This window comes from Paracidovorax oryzae ATCC 19882 (genome assembly GCF_000687165.1).
Classification (GTDB): Bacteria; Pseudomonadota; Gammaproteobacteria; order Burkholderiales; family Burkholderiaceae_C; genus Paracidovorax; species Paracidovorax oryzae.
In genome coordinates this window covers 303,524-320,303 of record NZ_KK366049.1, presented here as the reverse complement: position 1 = coordinate 320,303, position 16,780 = coordinate 303,524, and the positions used below count along the sequence as shown (strand labels likewise).

The 16,780-nt window shown below is 63.3% G+C and carries 12 protein-coding genes and 1 pseudogene; 2 read left to right on the top strand and 11 right to left on the bottom strand.

All coding sequences use genetic code 11. The features are described 5' to 3' along the window. A partial coding sequence (locus tag T336_RS0123810) for an IS5 family transposase (RefSeq protein WP_026434388.1) occupies nucleotides 1–390 on the top strand: 390 nt, incomplete at its 5' end. A 24-nt stretch (nucleotides 391–414) separates the two neighbouring features. Here the strand turns inward: T336_RS0123810 and T336_RS27015 are convergent. From T336_RS27015 to T336_RS0123790, 9 genes and pseudogenes are all read right to left on the bottom strand, one after another. Next, a complete protein-coding gene (locus T336_RS27015) occupies nucleotides 415–1,053 on the bottom strand; it encodes an SMI1/KNR4 family protein (RefSeq protein WP_156957956.1) in 639 nt (212 codons plus the stop codon). 67 nt (nucleotides 1,054–1,120) lie between these two features. Beyond that, nucleotides 1,121–2,263, bottom strand: a pseudogene (locus tag T336_RS25670) (IS3 family transposase). Nucleotides 2,264–2,361: 98 nt separating this feature from the next. Next, nucleotides 2,362–3,024 carry a hypothetical protein gene (locus tag T336_RS27010; protein ID WP_156957955.1) on the bottom strand — a complete coding sequence of 221 codons (663 nt, stop codon included), beginning with the start codon at nucleotides 3,022–3,024 and terminating at the stop codon, nucleotides 2,362–2,364. A 51-nt stretch (nucleotides 3,025–3,075) separates the two neighbouring features. Then, nucleotides 3,076–3,471 carry a hypothetical protein gene (locus T336_RS27005; protein ID WP_156957954.1) on the bottom strand — a complete coding sequence of 132 codons (396 nt, stop codon included), beginning with the start codon at nucleotides 3,469–3,471 and terminating at the stop codon, nucleotides 3,076–3,078. 865 nt (nucleotides 3,472–4,336) lie between these two features. Beyond that, the gene (locus T336_RS26420) at nucleotides 4,337–4,756 is read right to left on the bottom strand and encodes an SMI1/KNR4 family protein (RefSeq protein WP_167333671.1); all 420 of its coding nucleotides are present in this window, start codon (nucleotides 4,754–4,756) and stop codon (nucleotides 4,337–4,339) included. A gap of 203 nt (nucleotides 4,757–4,959) precedes the next feature. Next, the gene (locus T336_RS27000) at nucleotides 4,960–5,631 is read right to left on the bottom strand and encodes a hypothetical protein (protein WP_156957953.1); all 672 of its coding nucleotides are present in this window, start codon (nucleotides 5,629–5,631) and stop codon (nucleotides 4,960–4,962) included. Next, entirely contained in the window at nucleotides 5,631–10,439 is a 4,809-nt protein-coding gene (locus T336_RS25665) for a DUF6531 domain-containing protein (RefSeq protein WP_167333670.1), read from the bottom strand. Before T336_RS25665 ends, T336_RS27000 begins: the two co-directional genes overlap by 1 nt. Nucleotides 10,440–10,447: 8 nt before the next feature. Further along, complete coding sequence (locus tag T336_RS0123795) at nucleotides 10,448–11,569, bottom strand: 3-oxoacyl-ACP synthase (protein ID WP_026434387.1); 1,122 nt, start codon at nucleotides 11,567–11,569, stop codon at nucleotides 10,448–10,450. Beyond that, on the bottom strand, nucleotides 11,566–12,858 hold the full coding sequence (locus T336_RS0123790; protein ID WP_026434386.1) for a hypothetical protein: 1,293 nt from the start codon (nucleotides 12,856–12,858) through the stop codon (nucleotides 11,566–11,568). Before T336_RS0123790 ends, T336_RS0123795 begins: the two co-directional genes overlap by 4 nt. 71 nt (nucleotides 12,859–12,929) lie before the next feature. On the opposite strand from T336_RS0123790, the gene T336_RS0123785 reads away from it, so the two are divergent. Further along, nucleotides 12,930–13,922 (top strand): DUF2169 family type VI secretion system accessory protein, encoded by a 993-nt coding sequence (locus T336_RS0123785; RefSeq protein ID WP_026434385.1) that lies wholly within the window; start codon nucleotides 12,930–12,932, stop codon nucleotides 13,920–13,922. A 7-nt stretch (nucleotides 13,923–13,929) separates the two neighbouring features. Here T336_RS0123785 and T336_RS0123780 read toward each other — a convergent pair whose 3' ends face one another. After that, nucleotides 13,930–14,382 (bottom strand): hypothetical protein, encoded by a 453-nt coding sequence (locus T336_RS0123780; RefSeq protein ID WP_026434384.1) that lies wholly within the window; start codon nucleotides 14,380–14,382, stop codon nucleotides 13,930–13,932. Nucleotides 14,383–14,407: 25 nt separating this feature from the next. Beyond that, nucleotides 14,408–16,732: a type VI secretion system Vgr family protein gene (locus tag T336_RS0123775; RefSeq protein WP_035227159.1), complete on the bottom strand. Its 2,325-nt coding sequence runs from the start codon at nucleotides 16,730–16,732 to the stop codon at nucleotides 14,408–14,410. Nucleotides 16,733–16,780 lie beyond the last annotated feature (48 nt).

Sequence of the window (16,780 nt, the reverse complement as noted above, 5' to 3'; positions counted from 1 at the left end):
CACCTGCTGGTGGTGCATGTCACGCCGGCCAATGAGCAGGAAAGCGCACAGGTGCAGCGTCTGTGCGAAGACGTACAGCAGGCCACGGGCCACTCGGTGAAGCTGGGCTGGGCGGACCAGGGCTATACGGGCGAGGTGGCAGCAGAGGCTGCAAGGGACAACGGCATCGATCTGCAGATCGTGAAGCTGCCCGAAGCGAAAAAGGGCTTCGTGCTGCTACCCCGGCGCTGGGTGGTGGAGCGCAGCTTCGGCTGGCTGGCGAGATTCCGCAGACTCACGCGGGAGTACGAGCGCCTACCCGAAGTGCTCGGCGGGCTGCATTTCCTGGTCTTTGCCGTGCTCATGTTGCCTGCCGCCGCACGGGTGCTGGCTGCGGCGGGAAGTTCATAACACGCTCTAAACCATTAAATCTAACTAGTCTATTTTTATATTAATTTTTGAGTCATCCGGCATATCTTTGATTTGTAACGCAATAGAAGCCCTGTACTTCATAGCCTTAACAGATTTCAATGCATAAATATTTTCCACCTCATACTTACCGCCTGTGACAAAAGGAATTTTCGGCAGCAACCTACTTCCCTGAGGAATTGGTCCATGAACTTCTTGCCATTCATGCGCCAAAGAATGACCGGTATAAAAATCATAGTCGCCCATAATCTCTGACGCCCAATCGTTCAATGAATCTGCAATCTCTTCCGTCTCCCCTGTCTCAGGGTCGAAGGTGGAAATTTTTTCATCCTTTATAAAAAATTGATTCCCAAAAACATCTTCGGCAAAAAAATACCCTAACGGATCCAACTCCTTGTAATCACTCCGCCACAGATCACTGGAGTTCCAACGCTCGATGGAAAGATCCTTGCAAGCCTCATCTGCACTGAAAAAATGTAGAGCGCCTTCAAATCCATAACCACCGTTCATTTTCGACAACATGTAGTGCAGTTCTTCACCCATAGAACCTGCACAATTGCGAAATACTTGAACATCAGCTTTCAGCGCGGAACCAGACGCAGGAGCGCATAAACCCAAGAGCTTACCGATTTCTTTCTTTGACATCATCCAACCTTACTGTTTACCTTCGGTCTAACAGGATTGACCCGCCCCCCTGTAGCCATACCAATCATTAGGAGAGAGGTCCAGGGTTTTGCAGGTTAACTGATTTTGCATCGATGGTGGATGGTTCGCGGTGCTTGGCTGCAAATGCGGCAGGTGGTATCCGGCCAATGCTCCCGTGGGGTCGCACTTCGTTGTAGTCCTGGCGCCAAAGGGCGATGACCTATCTGGCCTGGGCCAGGGTCTCGAACCAGTTCTCATTGAGGCATTCGTCCCTGAACCGGCCGTTGAAGCTTTCGATATAGGCGGTCTGGGTGGGCTTTCCCGGCTGGATCAGGATGTGCTCGATACCTCGCGCCTGCAGCCAGGCCATGAAGGCCCGCAGGTGAATTCCGGGCCGTTGTCGGTCCGGATGGCCTGCGAGTACCCTCTGAAACATACCGTGCGCTCCAGCACCCGGGCGACATAGGCCCCGGGCATCGACAGATCCGCCGCGATGTCGATGCACTCGCGGGTGAAGTCATCGGTGATGGTCAGGCATTTGATTCGCCGGCCATTGGCCAGTGCGTCGCTGACGAAGTCCAGGCTCCAGGTCTGGTTGGCACGCATGGCGGCAACGAGCGGTGTCCGCTCGCCGCGGTACTTCCTGGCCTTGTTGCGCTTGCGTACCGCCAAGCCCTGCTCGCGGTAGAGGCGATACACCTTCTTGTGATTGGTGCCTGGAAACTCGCTGCGCAGCATGTCATGCACACGGCTTTTCCCGAAGCGCCGCCGCTGCATGGCCACGGCGTGGATGCGCTCGCGCAGCCGCACCGTGCAGGCGCCGGGCTGCGACGGGTGGCGCCAGGCATCGCGGGAGAGCCCCGCAAGACGGCAGGCCCTGCGCTCGGAGAGCCTGGCATGCTCCAGCATCCGGGCAATGGCCTTGCGCTTGTCCTGCGGGGCTAGCGCTTTACCCCCGAAGCCGATCTTGAGGACTTCGAGATCCAGGTGGGCCTCGGCCAGCAGCTTCTTGAGCCGGGCGTTCTCGACCTCCAACTCCTTCAGGCGCCGGGCTTCCTCGGCATCCATGCCGCCGCACCTGGATCGCCACTTGTAGAAGGTGGGCTCGCTGAAACCGCCCTGCCGGCAGACCTCCTCGACCGCCAGGCCCGCTTCGGCCTGCTTCAGGAAACCGATGATCTGCTGCTGCCGTGAATCGACTCTTCCTCATGTCCGTCATTCTCCAAGTTGACGTAACCTCACTTCCATTCAGGTGGTACGGCTGTCGGGGAGCACGTCAGAGTACGTCCATTGAGATACAAGCGATTTTCATGGCAGAGAAAAAGCTTTCGGAAAGTGCATGGCAATTTTCTCGCGCAGGTATTCACAATTATTTTCACTGAGCAGAAGCACTTTTACAAACCAACTCAATATTTCTGATATTTCTTCGGAAGGCGGGTCTTTGTATAAGGCGCACAATATTGCTCTTGTGCTGCGTGTTTTTGCGTTGGCAATATCCTGGATCCCGCCGTTTTGGTCAATGTATTTCCAGCAGGCTATTCTTGCCTCTTTTAGCTCATCATCCGTTGCTTTGCCTTGGCAGAAATTCTTTGCAGTTCGCATTCCAAAGCGATCTGCTTCCGAGTTGTTGGCTGGAATCAATTCCAAGCAATCAACCATGAAGCATATTAATTTACTATAGTCTGATTCTACTGAATATTTCTGGCTGACTTTTTCAACTATTTTTGATAATTCTTTGTTATTCCTCATCATGGCATATTCCAAATTATTGGTCGTGCCTCTTTGCTCTGCGGCCTCGCCCCTCCATTCCGACTCCGGCTTCGCCAGCGGCACGAAACTGTCCGGCTCGCAGAGGTATTCCGACAGCCTGCAGCCACGCAGCCCGCCCGCCACCAGATCTCCGTCGTAGAAGACGTCTGCGCGCCCAAACCCGTCCCGCTTCTCATGCACTGGCCAAACGCTCCGCAGCATTGGTTAACCTGCTCCGTAGTCTCGGCCGAAATCGAAACCTTCGGCAAGTCATTAGGAAAATCCCATGCTCATTTTTTTAATGAAATATATCTGAAAATCAAATCCCTTGCCAGATTTGAAAGAACCAAATTCGGCAGGTGAAAAGTCGCCCTCTGCAATGAATTTTTCAATCTTAAATATTGCATAATCCAAAGAATCCTCTGTCAAGAAAATGGAGATTGCGCTTTTAGCGACGCAAGCACGCTCATCCTTCTCATCGGGTACTGAATGAATTCCCAAATTTTCAACAAGCGTTGATCCATTCACAATTTTGGCGACCTCAATCACTGCCCCGCCGCTTTCTTTTTTTACTTTTTTAATTATCTCAAGCAAATCCTCAGCATCGGAATAATCAAAGCCGAATGAGATTTCCTTCTTACTAAGGGGACCAATCCAGAAATTAATCATGGCATTTTAAGAGGAACATGCACATTCTTCGCAGCGCCCTGAACTTCGGTCTCTCCGCCGAGGCCTCGCGCACGCGCGCATCGGCGTTGCCGGCCTACCGCATGCTGCCCAGCAGTCCCTACATGTCTTCAGGAAATTTTTTTAATCAATCATCGACACGTCAAAAGACTCGCCGTTGTCATCAACAATGTTGTCGCATGATATCTGAATAGCATTATCAGCCGGATCCGCAAATCTTGCCGCATAGTTCAGGCGCAACATATCCGTGACAATTTCCACATCGACCCCATAATTTTTTATCCGCCTTGCGATAGAAGGAAGGTTTTTTGACACAATAAAGCTTAGAACGGTGCTATCGCTTCTTTTTTGCCTTTTTTTCAGGATAAAAATACAACCCCACCCTGGGATATTCTCCGTTTACAAGAGCGCTCTCAAAATCTGAATCAAAGCCCAATATATTTTTATAAAAATCACGAACCTCATCAATCTTGACTTTGGAGACTGGGATATGAAAAAACATGAACAAATCAATGCCTCCCGCGAGACTTTGGGCGCGCACTCGCTTTAGAAGAAGCGCGAGCTTTAGCTATAGCACACTTGCTACCTTGAAAACTCTTGCATTAACCCTCGACAATGCATTTTTCTCTGCAGCATAGAAAGGACTTCTATTTGCCGCCTTATCCGTGCCTATATCTATAAAATCTACTCCTTTTAGATCCTGCTCCCTGATCCAATTAGCATTTCCAGCAACAGCTTTTTGCTCTCATTCTTTTCCGTAATCTTTAGGCCCCACGCCTGCTTTAGACCGGGCTTCTTTATCGACTTCTCCCCACGCTACCGTACCGAATACCTGGAAATCCAGATACTAATCTTTTAGGAATTTTAAAAATCCATCGAAATTTTTCGAGAGGATTTTGATATTATCATAATAAGGCTGTTCACTTTCATCCTCCGCCTCCATTTCATGATCCCAGAAAAAAACAGCGCCGCGATCCTTGCCTTTCAAAGAAATAAGCAACAAGTTCCCTCCATCATCAGAACCAATAGGCAACATTTCCTCCGGAATTCTTCCTTTGTACAATTTTATTTTGTACGGAAGACTCTCGACAACATTTTCCGACACAAGCGGAAAGAAATACTTCAGCGAAGTAGCTCCTTGCTCAGAAATATCAAAATCCTTTCCTCCACTCCATGCGCCGTTACCATTTAAAAGAAAAATCCTGTAGGCGTCCGGAATCTCCAATCCTAAAAAACCCTCTAAAACTGCAATGGCAGATTCATGCACCGTAGTTCTCCTTCGAATGAAAATCCTCTAGACTTTTCCGCAATTCTTCTTCACGCTCATTATTACTGACCTATGGTGTGAACGCTGAATCACCAAAGCTATCCCGACGGCGCCGTCCCGCTTCTCACCGCGCTGCTCCAGCGGCCGTGGCGTTAACAGCGCTTCCTCACAGACGGTCGCAAGTGTAGTCGTGGCGGTACTTCTCATAATTTACGCTGCCAGATCAGAACATCAAAATCACCAGTTTTCCCAACACCCCTCACTTCTGTCAATTTCCCCTCATGATGGATATATCTGTAAACATCATTTTTATTCCAACCTTTTGCATAAACATATTCTTCACTAAGTTCACCATTCGTATTTCTCAAAAGTAAATTCAAGGAGAAATTCCCATCACTAGCATATAGAGCGCTCATGATTTTATCTTCCTTATTTATTATTTTCTCAACGCTGTTAACAACGTCCTTTCTCCCAGAATCACCTCTAAAACCACGCATGCTAAAACAACTTATTTCTTGTTTGCACCGCTCAAAGAAACATATATCGATGACGTTTTTTAGCTCTAGGGGATGCCTAGTTACAACATGATTATCACCAACAAAGCCCGAAGAATAAATTCCTTTCTCGCTCGCCTCATCCGTGCTTTCATAGCTCTTCTTGAGCAGTTTAGCGGGCTGATATCCCGCCATTTCATCCCGATAGGGCAATGGATAGAAAAAATCACCTCGAGAATATCTCCACTCCGTCGGCTTCAGTAAAACCGTTTCCACGAACTTATTACTAGAAAGCTCGGCGACTTTGGCCTTGAATGCCATTTCGCAGTCTGCAAGCATTCTTTGGAATTCCGGAATATCTAATAGCAGATCATTTTTCATCATTTACAACAACACGAGAATGTATACTTCCAACTACCGCTTTCCAAGCGGCGCCCTATGTCTTGAAGAGCGGCTTCCACATTACCTCCTCTTTTTTCTACGCCCTTCAATATTTGATAAATAAGCTTATCATTCATATCACTGTGAACATGGGGGCCTGCGTGATAATTTCCGGCAGCTCTAGCAGCAGCAGAGCCTGGATGATTCGCGGTGGCAGTTTGAGCAGGATTAGTTCCCCACAAGCGAGCACCGTTGGAAGCGTCATCAATGCCTATATTATTTCTTCCCAAAATATCTCTTGAATTTTGAACGTGACGATTCTTCTTGCAGTTCTCCTGAACAATATGGTGTGGTGTTTGCCCCTGCTGCAAGGGCCGACCTGCCCTGCGGAGATTACGTCCTAATTTGTCGGCTGTGAGACCTAATAAATCCGCCCAATTCGTCGGCGAAACAGCATAAATGAAAAGATTAGTCCCCCCTAATAACCCAATCGGATCCTGATGCACAAACCGCCCGGTCACCGGATCGTAGTACCGAAAACGGTTGTAGTGCAGCCCCGTCTCTCCATCGAAATACTGCCCCTGGAACCGCAGCGGCTGCTCCACGAAGCTCAGCGCCTGCACGTCCCCATTCGCCGCCAGCGCCAACGGCCGCTCCGCCTGGGTGAACACCGCCGCGTCGTCCGTACCCGTGCGCATCACCTGCAGCGCCTGCGTCTGCCCCCACACCCGGTAGCTCGCCGCCCACACGATGCGGCCCTGCTCGTCCGTCAGCTCCTGCGGCGCGCCGATCTGGTCGCATTGGTAGTAGTAGGCAGCGAAGTCCTTGGGTCGTGCCGACTCCTTGTCCTCCTCCCTTTCTCTTTCTTTGTCTACGGTGCCGCCCTTCCACTCTGACTCCAGCTTCGCCAGCGGCACGAAGCTGTCCGGCTCGTAGAGGTATTCCGACAGCCTGCTGCCGCGCAGCTCGCCCGCCAGCAGGTCCCCGTCGTAGAGGAAGGCTGTGCGCCCGAACGCATCCCGCTTCTCGATGCGCCGGCCCAGTGCGTCGTAGCGGTAGTGGGTGGCCTGCTCCGTGGCCGCAGGCTCCGCGTGCCCTTTCGCTTCGGCGGGGCGGTCGCGGTAGCGCACGACGCGCGCTTCGACGATCTGGTGCTCCGGGCTGTAGCGGTAGTGCTGCACCGTGTGCCAGCCGATGCGCCGCTCAGTGACGTTGCCGTGCAGGTCGTAGGCGAAGCGCAGGTCCTGGTACACCGCCAGGCGGTTGTGCGGCACCACGTCCCGCTGGCCCACGCCGCCGCTCGCCTGCGGCCCCGCGCCCCGGTTGGGGTTGAGCAGGTTGCCGGCCGGATCGAACGCGAAGGTTTCACGCTCGGTGGCTTGCTGCTTGTGGTCGCCGCCGCGCTGCGCCGCCAGGATGCGGCCCAGCGGGTCGTAGCGGTAGTGGCTGTCGCCCCGCAGGCCGTCCCGCGTGGCGATGAGGTTGCCCGTGGGGTCGTAGCGGTACTGCCGCGCAATACGGTCGCCCGAAGGCAAATTCGGCATCGCAGGCAGGCCCTGGTCGCGGTCCCGCAGGGCCTGTGGCGACGGCATGCCCGGCTGGCCCTGCAGCGCCTGCCGCCGGCCCACCTTGTGCGCCACCAGCCGGCCCATCGGGTCCCAGCCGTAGCGGCTTTCCAGGGCGCCCTGGGTGCGCTCGATTTCCTGGTGCAGCGCGTCGCGCTCGATGTCCGAGAGCACATGCCCGTCCACCCGGATCTGGTGCAGGTGGCCCGAGCCGTAGTAGAGCCATTGCACGTGCCGGCCGCCGGGCATGCGGCTGTCCGTGCGGTTGCCCAGCGCGTCGTAGGCATGGCGCCAGGCGTAGCGGCCGAGGGTGCCCGTCCCTTCCGGCGCCAGGTGCTCCTGCACCTCCTCGACGAGGCGCGAAAGCGGGTCGTAGGCGAAGTGCACCCGGGCATCGGCGTTGCCGGCCTGCAGCATGCGGCCCAGCAGGTCGTAGGCGAAGGTGGTGGCATCGCGGCTGCCGGCTCCCTCCTCCGTGCCTTCCGGCCCGAGGTGCGCCTTGGCGACGAGGCGGCCCACCGCGTCGCGGCGGAACACGGTGCGCTTCGGTAACGGCGCTGCGGGGTCGGGGTCGTACGGCGTGTCCGGCGGCAGCCGCGCGTCGCGCTCATGCAGTTCGGCCAGTTCGCCCGCGGCGTTGTAGCGGTAGCGCTGGATGCGGCCGTCGAAGCCGACTTCCTCGATGAGGTTGTCCGCCGCGTCGTAGGTGAAGCGGGTGATGTCCCCGTTCTCGTTCTGCAGCGCCACGAGGCGGCCCACGGCGTCGTGCTGGTAGCGCAGCGTGCCGCCGAGCGGGTCCTGGCGCTGCACGGGCTGGTCGATCCCGTTGTAGGCGTAGCGCGTGGCGGCGCCTTGCGGGTCGGTGTAGCCGGTGAGGTTGCCCTGCGCGTCGTAGTCGTAGCGGTGCTCCGAGCCGTCGGGCCCCACCACGTGGCGCAGGCGGCCCAGGGCGTCGTGGCGGTACCGGGTGGTCTGGCCCAGGGCGTCGGTGGCCGTGAGCAGGTTGCCCAGCGTGTCCCAGGTGTAGCGCGTGGTCTGGCCGGAGCAGTCGGTGTAGGCGACGAGCTGGCCGGCGTCGTCCCACAGCAGGCGGCGGGTCTTGCCGTGCGCGTCCTCGATGGCCACGGGCAGGCCGCGCGCGTCGTAGCGCCAGCGCGTGGCATGGCCCAGCGGATCGACGCGCTCGGCGAGGTTGCCGCGCTCGTCGTATTGCTGGCGCCAGACGTGGCCCAGCGCATCGGTGATCTCCACCGGCAGGTCGAGGTGGCCGTAGGCGAGGCGCGTGGTGGCGCCGGCCGCGTCGGTCACGGCCAGCAGGTTGCCGCGCGCATCGAAGCGCCAGCGCGTGGCCCGGCCCAGCGCGTCGCGGGCTTCCTCGGGGTTGCCGGCAGCGTCCAGGCGCGTCTCGGTGCGCACGGGGCGGCCGTCGGGGCCGGGTTCGGTGATGGCGACGACTTCGTGCGCCGCGTTGTATTCGTAGCTGCTGCGCCGGCCCAGCGCGTCAGTCACGTGGGTGGTGCGCCGGCCCAGGTCGTAGTCGAAGCGCGTGTCCAGCAGGCCCGGCGTGTCCGTCCAGGTGCGCACGACGCGGCCGCCCGCGTCGTGGCGGCTCCATTGCTGGTGGTGCGTGAAGCCGTTGCGGGTGGCATAGGCCACCATCAGGTGATGGCGGTAGCGGTAGCGCGCGGTGCCGCCCAGGGCATCGGCGGCCTCGACCAGGTTGGCACGCAGGTCGCCAGCCTCGTTGCCCTCGGTGCCGTAGGCGTATCGCGCGAGCACGCCGCCCGCGTGCTGCACGCCGTCCAGCACGCGCGGCTCGAGGTGGATGGCCTGCAGCAGCCGGTCCGGCGCGCCTTCCTCTGCGCTCCATTCGAAGCGCAGTTGCCGGCCCGCGCTGTCCGTCAGGCCCAGGGGCCGCGGAGCGATGCCGTCGGCGCCGGTGGCGTCGTACGCGGGATAGTGCAGCGTGACGGCGTTGCCGTTGCGGTCGGCCATGCGCGCCAGCGGCAGGCGCCACTGGCCGGGCACGGGGGCCGCGAATTCATGGCGCAGGCCGTCGGTGGCCTCGATGCTCCAGCCGCCGCCCTCGTGGTGCCGCACGGTGATCTTCTCGCGCGCATCGAAGTGGCTGGCACCGCGCGGCAGCACGGGCAGCCGCACGAGGCGGCCGCGCGCGTCGTAGTAGTGCACGGCGTCGTAGGCCAGCGCCAACTCGATGGAGAGCGGCGTGCTCCAGCCCCAGCCGAGCCAGCCCGGGCGCCGGTCGCTGGAGCGGTAAAAGCGGCGCCAGGCGAGCGGCAACGGGCCGGGCAGCTCGAAGTCGGTCTCGGAGAGGATCTTGGCGCCCGTGGCGAAGATGACCGGGTGGCACGTGCCCAGTTCGCATCCGGCATTCGGCGCGAACCCCTTGCGGGCATCGTCCATGATGCTGGCGGTGGTATTGGGATTGGTGCGGTTGTCATGCCCGGTGGCCACCGGGCCGGGACGCGAGCGAGCGCGCTTGGCGATCTTGCCGACCACGAATTGCGTCGTGATCATCGCCACCTCGTCGGCGATGATCTGCGCGATCTCGTCGAGCTTGGCGTCGGTCATCGGCGGAGTCAGCAGTTCCTGCACCTTCTGCGCCAACGCGTCGATCTGGCCGGCCGCCTGGGCCATCGCGGCACCGTTCATCAGCACATTCAGCCCCGGGATGAGCTTGCCGATGACCTTGAGGGCCGGGCCGATGAGCGCACTGGGATCGGTCAGGCTCTCGCCCAGGGCGGCGAACTCTGCCTCGAAAGCGCCAGGGAGTTTTTCGATGACCTTCAGGGCCAGCTTGTCGTAGGGCTCCGGCAGCAGCGCCATCGCGAGGCGCCCACGCCAGCCCGGGTCGATCACCAGCGAATTGCTCTTGGTGGTATCGAACGAGCGCACGCTGCCGCGGCTCTCGAACTTGGTGTCGCTGCTGTAGCTGGTGGGCTCGGCGGCGCCGCCCACCACGGTGGACCTGACGCCCGCGATGCCGCCCAGGCGGTCGGGCGTGGCGGGGATGGATTCGAAGCGGCTGCCGGCAATGGCGACGGGCTGCCCGTCGATCTTGAGGGTGGCGGTGCCGTTCTTGAGGCCCGGCCCGTGCGCCATGTTCAGGATGGGCACGGGCGGCCCGTTGGGCTTGGGGAACACGGGGTTCACCGGGCCCGGGATCATCGCCGGGCTGCGGCCTTCGTGGATCGCTCTGCGGTCGTTGACGAACGTGGCCATGGCTCTGCTCAGGAAGGAATCGGAAGGGCACCGCGGCCGGCGCCCGCCGCCGGGCGCGCGGGCTGCGCATGGTCCCAGGTGGCGACCCAGGCGGCGGTGCGCGTGGACAGGCCGGTGACGGTCTGCAGGCCCGCGTGGCCCGCGAGGCGCGCGGGCATGACGGGGTGGGACAGCACCTGGCGCATTTCATGGAAAAGCGAGAGCATGAGAGGTACCCACGCGGCGCCGACCTCGCCCAGGAAGGCGGCTGGATCGCGCGCCGGGGCGAGCCCGCCGTCCGCGGCGAAGGCGGCCGACAGGCTGGCCCGTTCGGCCCCGCGCCAGGGGGAGCCGTCCATGTCCGACCAGTAGGAATGCAGCGCATCGGCGGGCATGTGCGCGGTCTGCAGCGCGGCGCGGGCGGCCTGGATCAGGGCGCGGCCGTCCAGCAGCGATGCCTCGCCCACGCGCGGGGCGGCTTCCTCGCCGAAGGCCGGCGGATAGACGGTGGCGAATTCGCCGGCCGCGGGCATGCGGCAAAGGCGCACGAAGGCGGCGGCCTCGGAGGCGACGAAGCCTTCGCAATGGCCGGCCACCTGCACCCAGCGGCGCTGGTAGAGCAGCTCCACCACGGCCGCGTCGGCGAGGCTGTCCACGCCGCCCACGAGCACTTCGGGCACGTCGGGGTGCGCCTGCATGAAGCGGTAGGCACCGGACAGCGCATCGGCGCCGCCCACCGCGCCGCCCGCATACAGGGTCAGGGGCAGGAATTCGGGGGCCAGGTCCAGCGCGCGCGGCAGTTCCAGCGCGAAGCGGTCGGCGTCGATGCCGCCGGGCCGCTCCGCCCAGGGCTCGGGCAGGGCCACGAACAGCGGGATCGGCCGCTGCAGGGGCCAGCCCGTGGCGGGCGCCGGCCCGGAGCGCAGGGCCTCGTGCAGCGCCGGGGCAGCCAGGCGCACGAGGCGCTCCGTGCCGGTGCAGGCCGGGTCGATGCCGGGAACGCGCGAAACCGTGGCGCGATGGTCGGCCTGGCCGGCGATGGCCTGCCGGGTGAAGGCGGACAGGCCCGCGGCAAGGCTGGAGGCGGTCTGCCAGGCGCGGGTGCCGACGGGGGTGCAGGCGCCGGTGGCGGCGATGGAAAGAGGCGTCATGGCTGGGGCTGCGCGGCGCCGAAGGCCGCCCTTTCCAGGACCGAGGCCGTGGCCGCGGCCAGTCCCTGCACGGGCATCAGGTCGTCGGCTTCGATCCAGAGCGCGCCGGCCAGGCGCGATGCGTGTTCGAGATGGAGCAGGTGGCGCAGGGGCGCGCCGACCAGGGCGGTGGAATCCTCCAGCACGACCTGGCTGCGGGCGCGGCCCAGGCGCAGCGCCGGCCCGTCCAGGGGCAGCGCGGCCAGCGCCGCATCGGCGGCGGAAGCCCGCTCCGGCGCGGGCAGGGCGAGGTCGAAGAGCCCGTCGGCCGGCGTGCCCGTGAGCAGCGCCACGGCATCGGCCAGGGTGCGGCAGGCCTCCTCCTCGTCCCACGGCGCATGGGCGGCGAGGTGGCGCAGCAGCGGCACGTCGCCGACCAGGGACGCGGCCTGGCACTGGAAGGCCCAAGGCATCTCCGGATGGCGCCCCTCCCGCAGGGCGACAGCGAGTTCGTAGCCCTCGCGCGCAGCCAGCAGCGCCAGCGCCGCGGGCGACCGGGGGTTGCGCGCCAGCACGGCGCGCGCGGCCGGAGTCTCGTGCGCGCTGCCCATGAGCGCCAGTGCCGCCAGCGCGGCCTCGGCGTCGTCGCCCTGCTCCACGGCGGCCAGGGCCCGGGCCTCGTCGCCACGGCCGGTGCAGCGCCACGCGCAGAGCACGGCCATGCCGCCGGGCAGGGACGCGGCCCAGGACGCGACCGCTTCCGCGAAGGCATCCGACACCGCGGGCCGGGCAATCGCCAGCCGCAGCAGCAGGCGGCCGAGCGGGGTGCGCTCCGCCCCCTGCTGCCCGGCCAGCAGCGCCACCCGGGGAGCGAGGTAGGCGCCCACCGCGCCATCGAAGGCGAAGCGCAGGGCATTGCAGACCGCGCCCGGCTGGGCCTGCAAATATTCGCCGCCCAGGTGCGCCAGTTCGGCGCCCGCGCGGCCGAGCTGCAGTTGCAGCACCTCCAGGCAGGCGAGCGCGAAGATGCGCGACGGCTCGTGCAGGGTTTCGTCGCCCGCGGCGGCGATGGCCTCCCGGCAGGCGGGCAGCACCTCGGGGGCGTGCGCCAGGTGCTGCTTCAGCCCGGCCAGCGCCTGCACGATGGCGTCGTCGAACACGGCGATGGCCGGCGGCCGGGCGGCGGAACGCGGCAGCAGGTGGCTGCGGCGCCAGTACTGGGTGACCAGCGACCGCGCCATGCGCGCGGGCGGATCGGTCCACACCGGCAGGTCGGTGGCCCGGGGCACGGGCAGTTCGATGACGTTCATGCGCAAGGGGGCGCCGCAGGCCGCGGCGCGCGTGGGATCAAAGACAATGCCGGGCAGGAGGACCCCACCCGATGCTGGACAACCTGACGCCCCTCGCCGCGGAGCTGCTGCCGGGCCACCGGCCGGACGGCAGTGCGTGCCGGACGCTGGTCATCAAGGCCACGCTGGATTTCGCGGGCAGGCCCGTCGCCCAGGGCAGCGCGCTGCCGATCTACCGCGGCGACGCGTTTTTCGAAGAGGACGGGCTGCAGGGCACCGTGCGGCACGAGGCCGACCTGGCCCCGTTCAAGCCCCGGGTGGACGTGGTGTTCAACGGCTTCGCCCATGCGCCCGGGGGCCGGCCGGCGGAACGGTTCGACGCGGGCTTGTCCATCGGCGCGGAAACCCGCACGGTGCGCGTCCACGGCCGGCGGGTGTGGCGCCGGCGCATGGGGCTGTTCCCCGTGGCGGAGGCCTGCGAGCCGGCGCTGCGCGTGCCGCTGGTGTACGGCCTCGCCTTCGGCGGGCAGGACGCGGAAGACCCTATGGCCTTCCATGCCGGCAATCCGCCGGGCACCGGTTTCAGCGCCGGGGTGCCGCGCGACGGCGCGCCGCTGCACCAGATCGAGTGGGCCGATGCACCCGTGCGCCTGCCCTCCGGCAATGACCCGCCCGCGGGCTTCGGCTGCATCGGACGCACGTGGCTGCCCCGCCGCGCCCTGTGGGGCAGCTATGCCCCGCAGGAACTGCAGCAGGCGCCGGGCCTCGTGGCGCGCATGCCGGCCACCTTCGACCCGGCGGCCTGGAACTGCGCCCACCCGCGCATGCAGTTCGCGCCGGGCCAGGTCCGGCCGGGCACGCGCATCCGCTGGCAGCACCTGTGCGCCCGGGGCGAGGGGGAAACCGCCGTGCCGGACCTGCAGCCGGCCGTGTCCTGGGCGGTGCGGGGCGAGCGCGGCACCGTCCGCCCCGCGTTCGACACCCTCGTGCTGGAGCCCGAGCACGGCCACATGGTGATGGTCTGGCGGCACACGTTCGACAGGGAAGCCGCCCGGTTCCTGGAAAGCCTTCAGGTGCATCTCTGACGGGCGCTCAGTTGATGCGGACCTCGGCCGCATCGATGTCCACGAGGTCGCGCGCGTCGTGCTCGATCTTCAGGGCCACGAGCCGTGCGAGGCCCTGCCCCGTCAGGCGCAGGGACGCCTCGCCGCACGACAGCACCACGGCGTCCTGCGACTGCAGGCGGATGGCCCGCTGGTTCCACGGTACCGCGGGCGAGGGGGCCAGCACCGCGGTGATGACGGCCTCGCCGCCGGAACGCACCGCCAGCAGCACCTCGTCGCCGGGCACCAGCTCCGGCAGGAGCACGCCCACGGAGGCGCTGGCGGCCATGTCCACTCCTGCACCGGGGCACTCCACGGCATAGCGGTCCGGGGCCAGGGCCTGTGTCACGCGGCCGGTGCGCATCACCGGAGCGGCGCCCGCATCGGGGCGGTCCGCGGTGGCGGCATCCGCCGGAATGGGTGCAGCATGTGCGTAGGCCATGGAAGCCCTCCTCTTCTTTCCGCCCTCAAGCGGGATTGACGTGGCTGTCCGGCGACGAGACCGTCACCTTGGAGCTGCCCGCGATGGAAATCGTCTGCCCGTTGATCTGCACCGTGCCGTCGCTGGTCATGCGCAGCACGGCCTTGCCGCACTGGATCTCGATCGCGTCGCCCACCTTGACCGACATCTCCTTGCCCACGCTCAGGGTGCGCACCTCGCCCACGGTGGTGGCCGAGTTCTTGCCCACGTTCTCCGTGTAGTTGTCGGAGGTTTCGTCCGTGCGGTCCGCACCGACCTTCGTGGTCTGGCTCTGCCCCACGGTGACGGACCGGTTCATGAGCACGTTGGTGGACTGGTTCAACCCCACATTCACCACCATGGCCGCACCGACGTTCACGTTGTAGGCCGCGCCGATGTTCACCATCTTCGCCAGGCCCACGTTCTGCAGGTAGGCCAGGCCGATGGTTTCGGTCTTGAAGCTGCCGACCTTGATCGACCAGTTGTTGCCGATCTTGTCCTTCTCGTTGCGGCCGATGGTCTTGCTGCGGTTATTGCCGATGGACACCGTCTCGTCGATGCCGACGTCTTCCTTTCGGTTGTCGCCGATCGAGATCGTCTCGTCGTGGTCCACCCGCTCCGTGCGGTTGTTGTGCACCGTGATCTTCTCGTCGCGGTCCACCGTCTCCGTGCGGTCCCGGTGGATGGTGTTCGTCTCGTCCCGGTCGATGGTCTTGCGCCGGTCCTGGCCCACCCAGTGGTCCTCATCGTTCTCCACTTCGATGAGCTGGTCCTTCTGCGCATGCAGCCACACCTGCTCCGCGCCCTTCTTGTCCTCGAAGCGGATCGCGTTCGCATCGCCCGCGCCGTTCTTCATGCCGTCGCCGAAGGCCCCGCCCTTGCTGGACTTGGTCTTGATGCCCGACTGCGTCGCATTGCCCGGCAAGGCCCACGGCGGCATGTTGGCGGCGTTGTAGACGCTGCCCGTGACGATGGGGTAGTCGGGGTCTCCGTTCAGGAAGTCCACGATCACTTCGTGGCCGATGCGTGGGATGGAGATGGCCCCGAAGCCCGAGCCCGCCCAGCTCGTCGCCACCCGCATCCAGCAACTGGAGTTCTCGTCCATCGCCCCCAGCCGGTCCCAGTGGAACTGCACCTTGATGCGGCCGTATTCGTCGGTCCAGATTTCTTCGCCTGCGGGCCCTACGACCACGGCCGTCTGCGGGCCGGTGGTTCTGGGTTTGGGAGTTTTTCTCGCCGGTGTGTACGGCAGGCTCGTGGGCTGGGCCGTGAGGCTGAATTTCTGGAACGACCCCTGCTCCTCGTTGTGCTTGAGCGATTCCCCAGGCTTGGCACTGTTGAACGAGGAACTGCGCGGGTTCTCGTGCAGGTGGTAGGTGACGCCGGTGATGAGGTATTGCCGGTTCTGGTCGCCCCGCGGGTAGTTCTCCAGCGTGAAGGTGTAGCCTGTCGCCAGGCTCCGGTGGCGGGATTCGCCCCGGACGGTGCTGTGGCCCGTCAGGCCTTCCTGCAGGCGCACCCGGGCGTACTGCTCTCCGTCGCCGTGCTGCACGTAGCCGCCCGGCCATTCGTAGATCTCGTACGCATCGTGCGCATGCCCTGGGGGCTGCTGGCGCATGTTGGAGAGATCCGACCGGGGCTTCTTGAAGTCGTAGTCGTCGTTGTAGTACCGGCCCGGCTTGATCTCCTCACCCAGCGTCCAGGCGTGGATGTTCTCGCGGTCGGCCACGGCCGACTTCTCGGGCGGGTAGAACGGGATCACGGCCGCGCCCGGCAGGGGCTCGTGCCCGGCCACGATGTCGTCGGCGATCACCAGGGTGTGCTGGCCGCTCGCGTGCTGGAAGTAGTAGTACGCGCCCTCATGCTCCAAGAGGCGCGAGACGAAGTCGAAGTCGCTTTCGCCGTACTGCACGCAGTAGTCCCAGGCGCGGTAGGCACGCGTGAGCTTGAGCTGCATCGGGTAGCCGTAGCGGCCCAGCACCTCCTGCACGATCTGCGGGACGGTCTTGAACTGGAAGATGCGGAAATCCTGCCGCCGCGTGGCCACCCAGAGCCACGGCTGCAGGCGCAGGTGGTAGGAGTAGAGGCGGTGGTCCTGGCCCTGCATGCCGAAGCGCGTGACCAGGCCGTCCAGGTAGCGCTTGCCGCCGCCTTCGGTTTCGATCTCCACCGTCGCCGTCTTGCCCAGCAGCGCCTTGGGATCGATGTCACGCCCTTCCGAGAGCAGGTCGATGTCGAAGGAGAAAAGCTGGCTCAGCTCCTCGCTGCCCCGCAGCTGCCGGAAATGCAGCTGTTCTCCCAGGGGCGTCTGGATGGTGACGCGGCGTGTCATCTTGGTTACGAGGGACACGGCCGGACCGCGTCCAAGGGTTAGAGACGG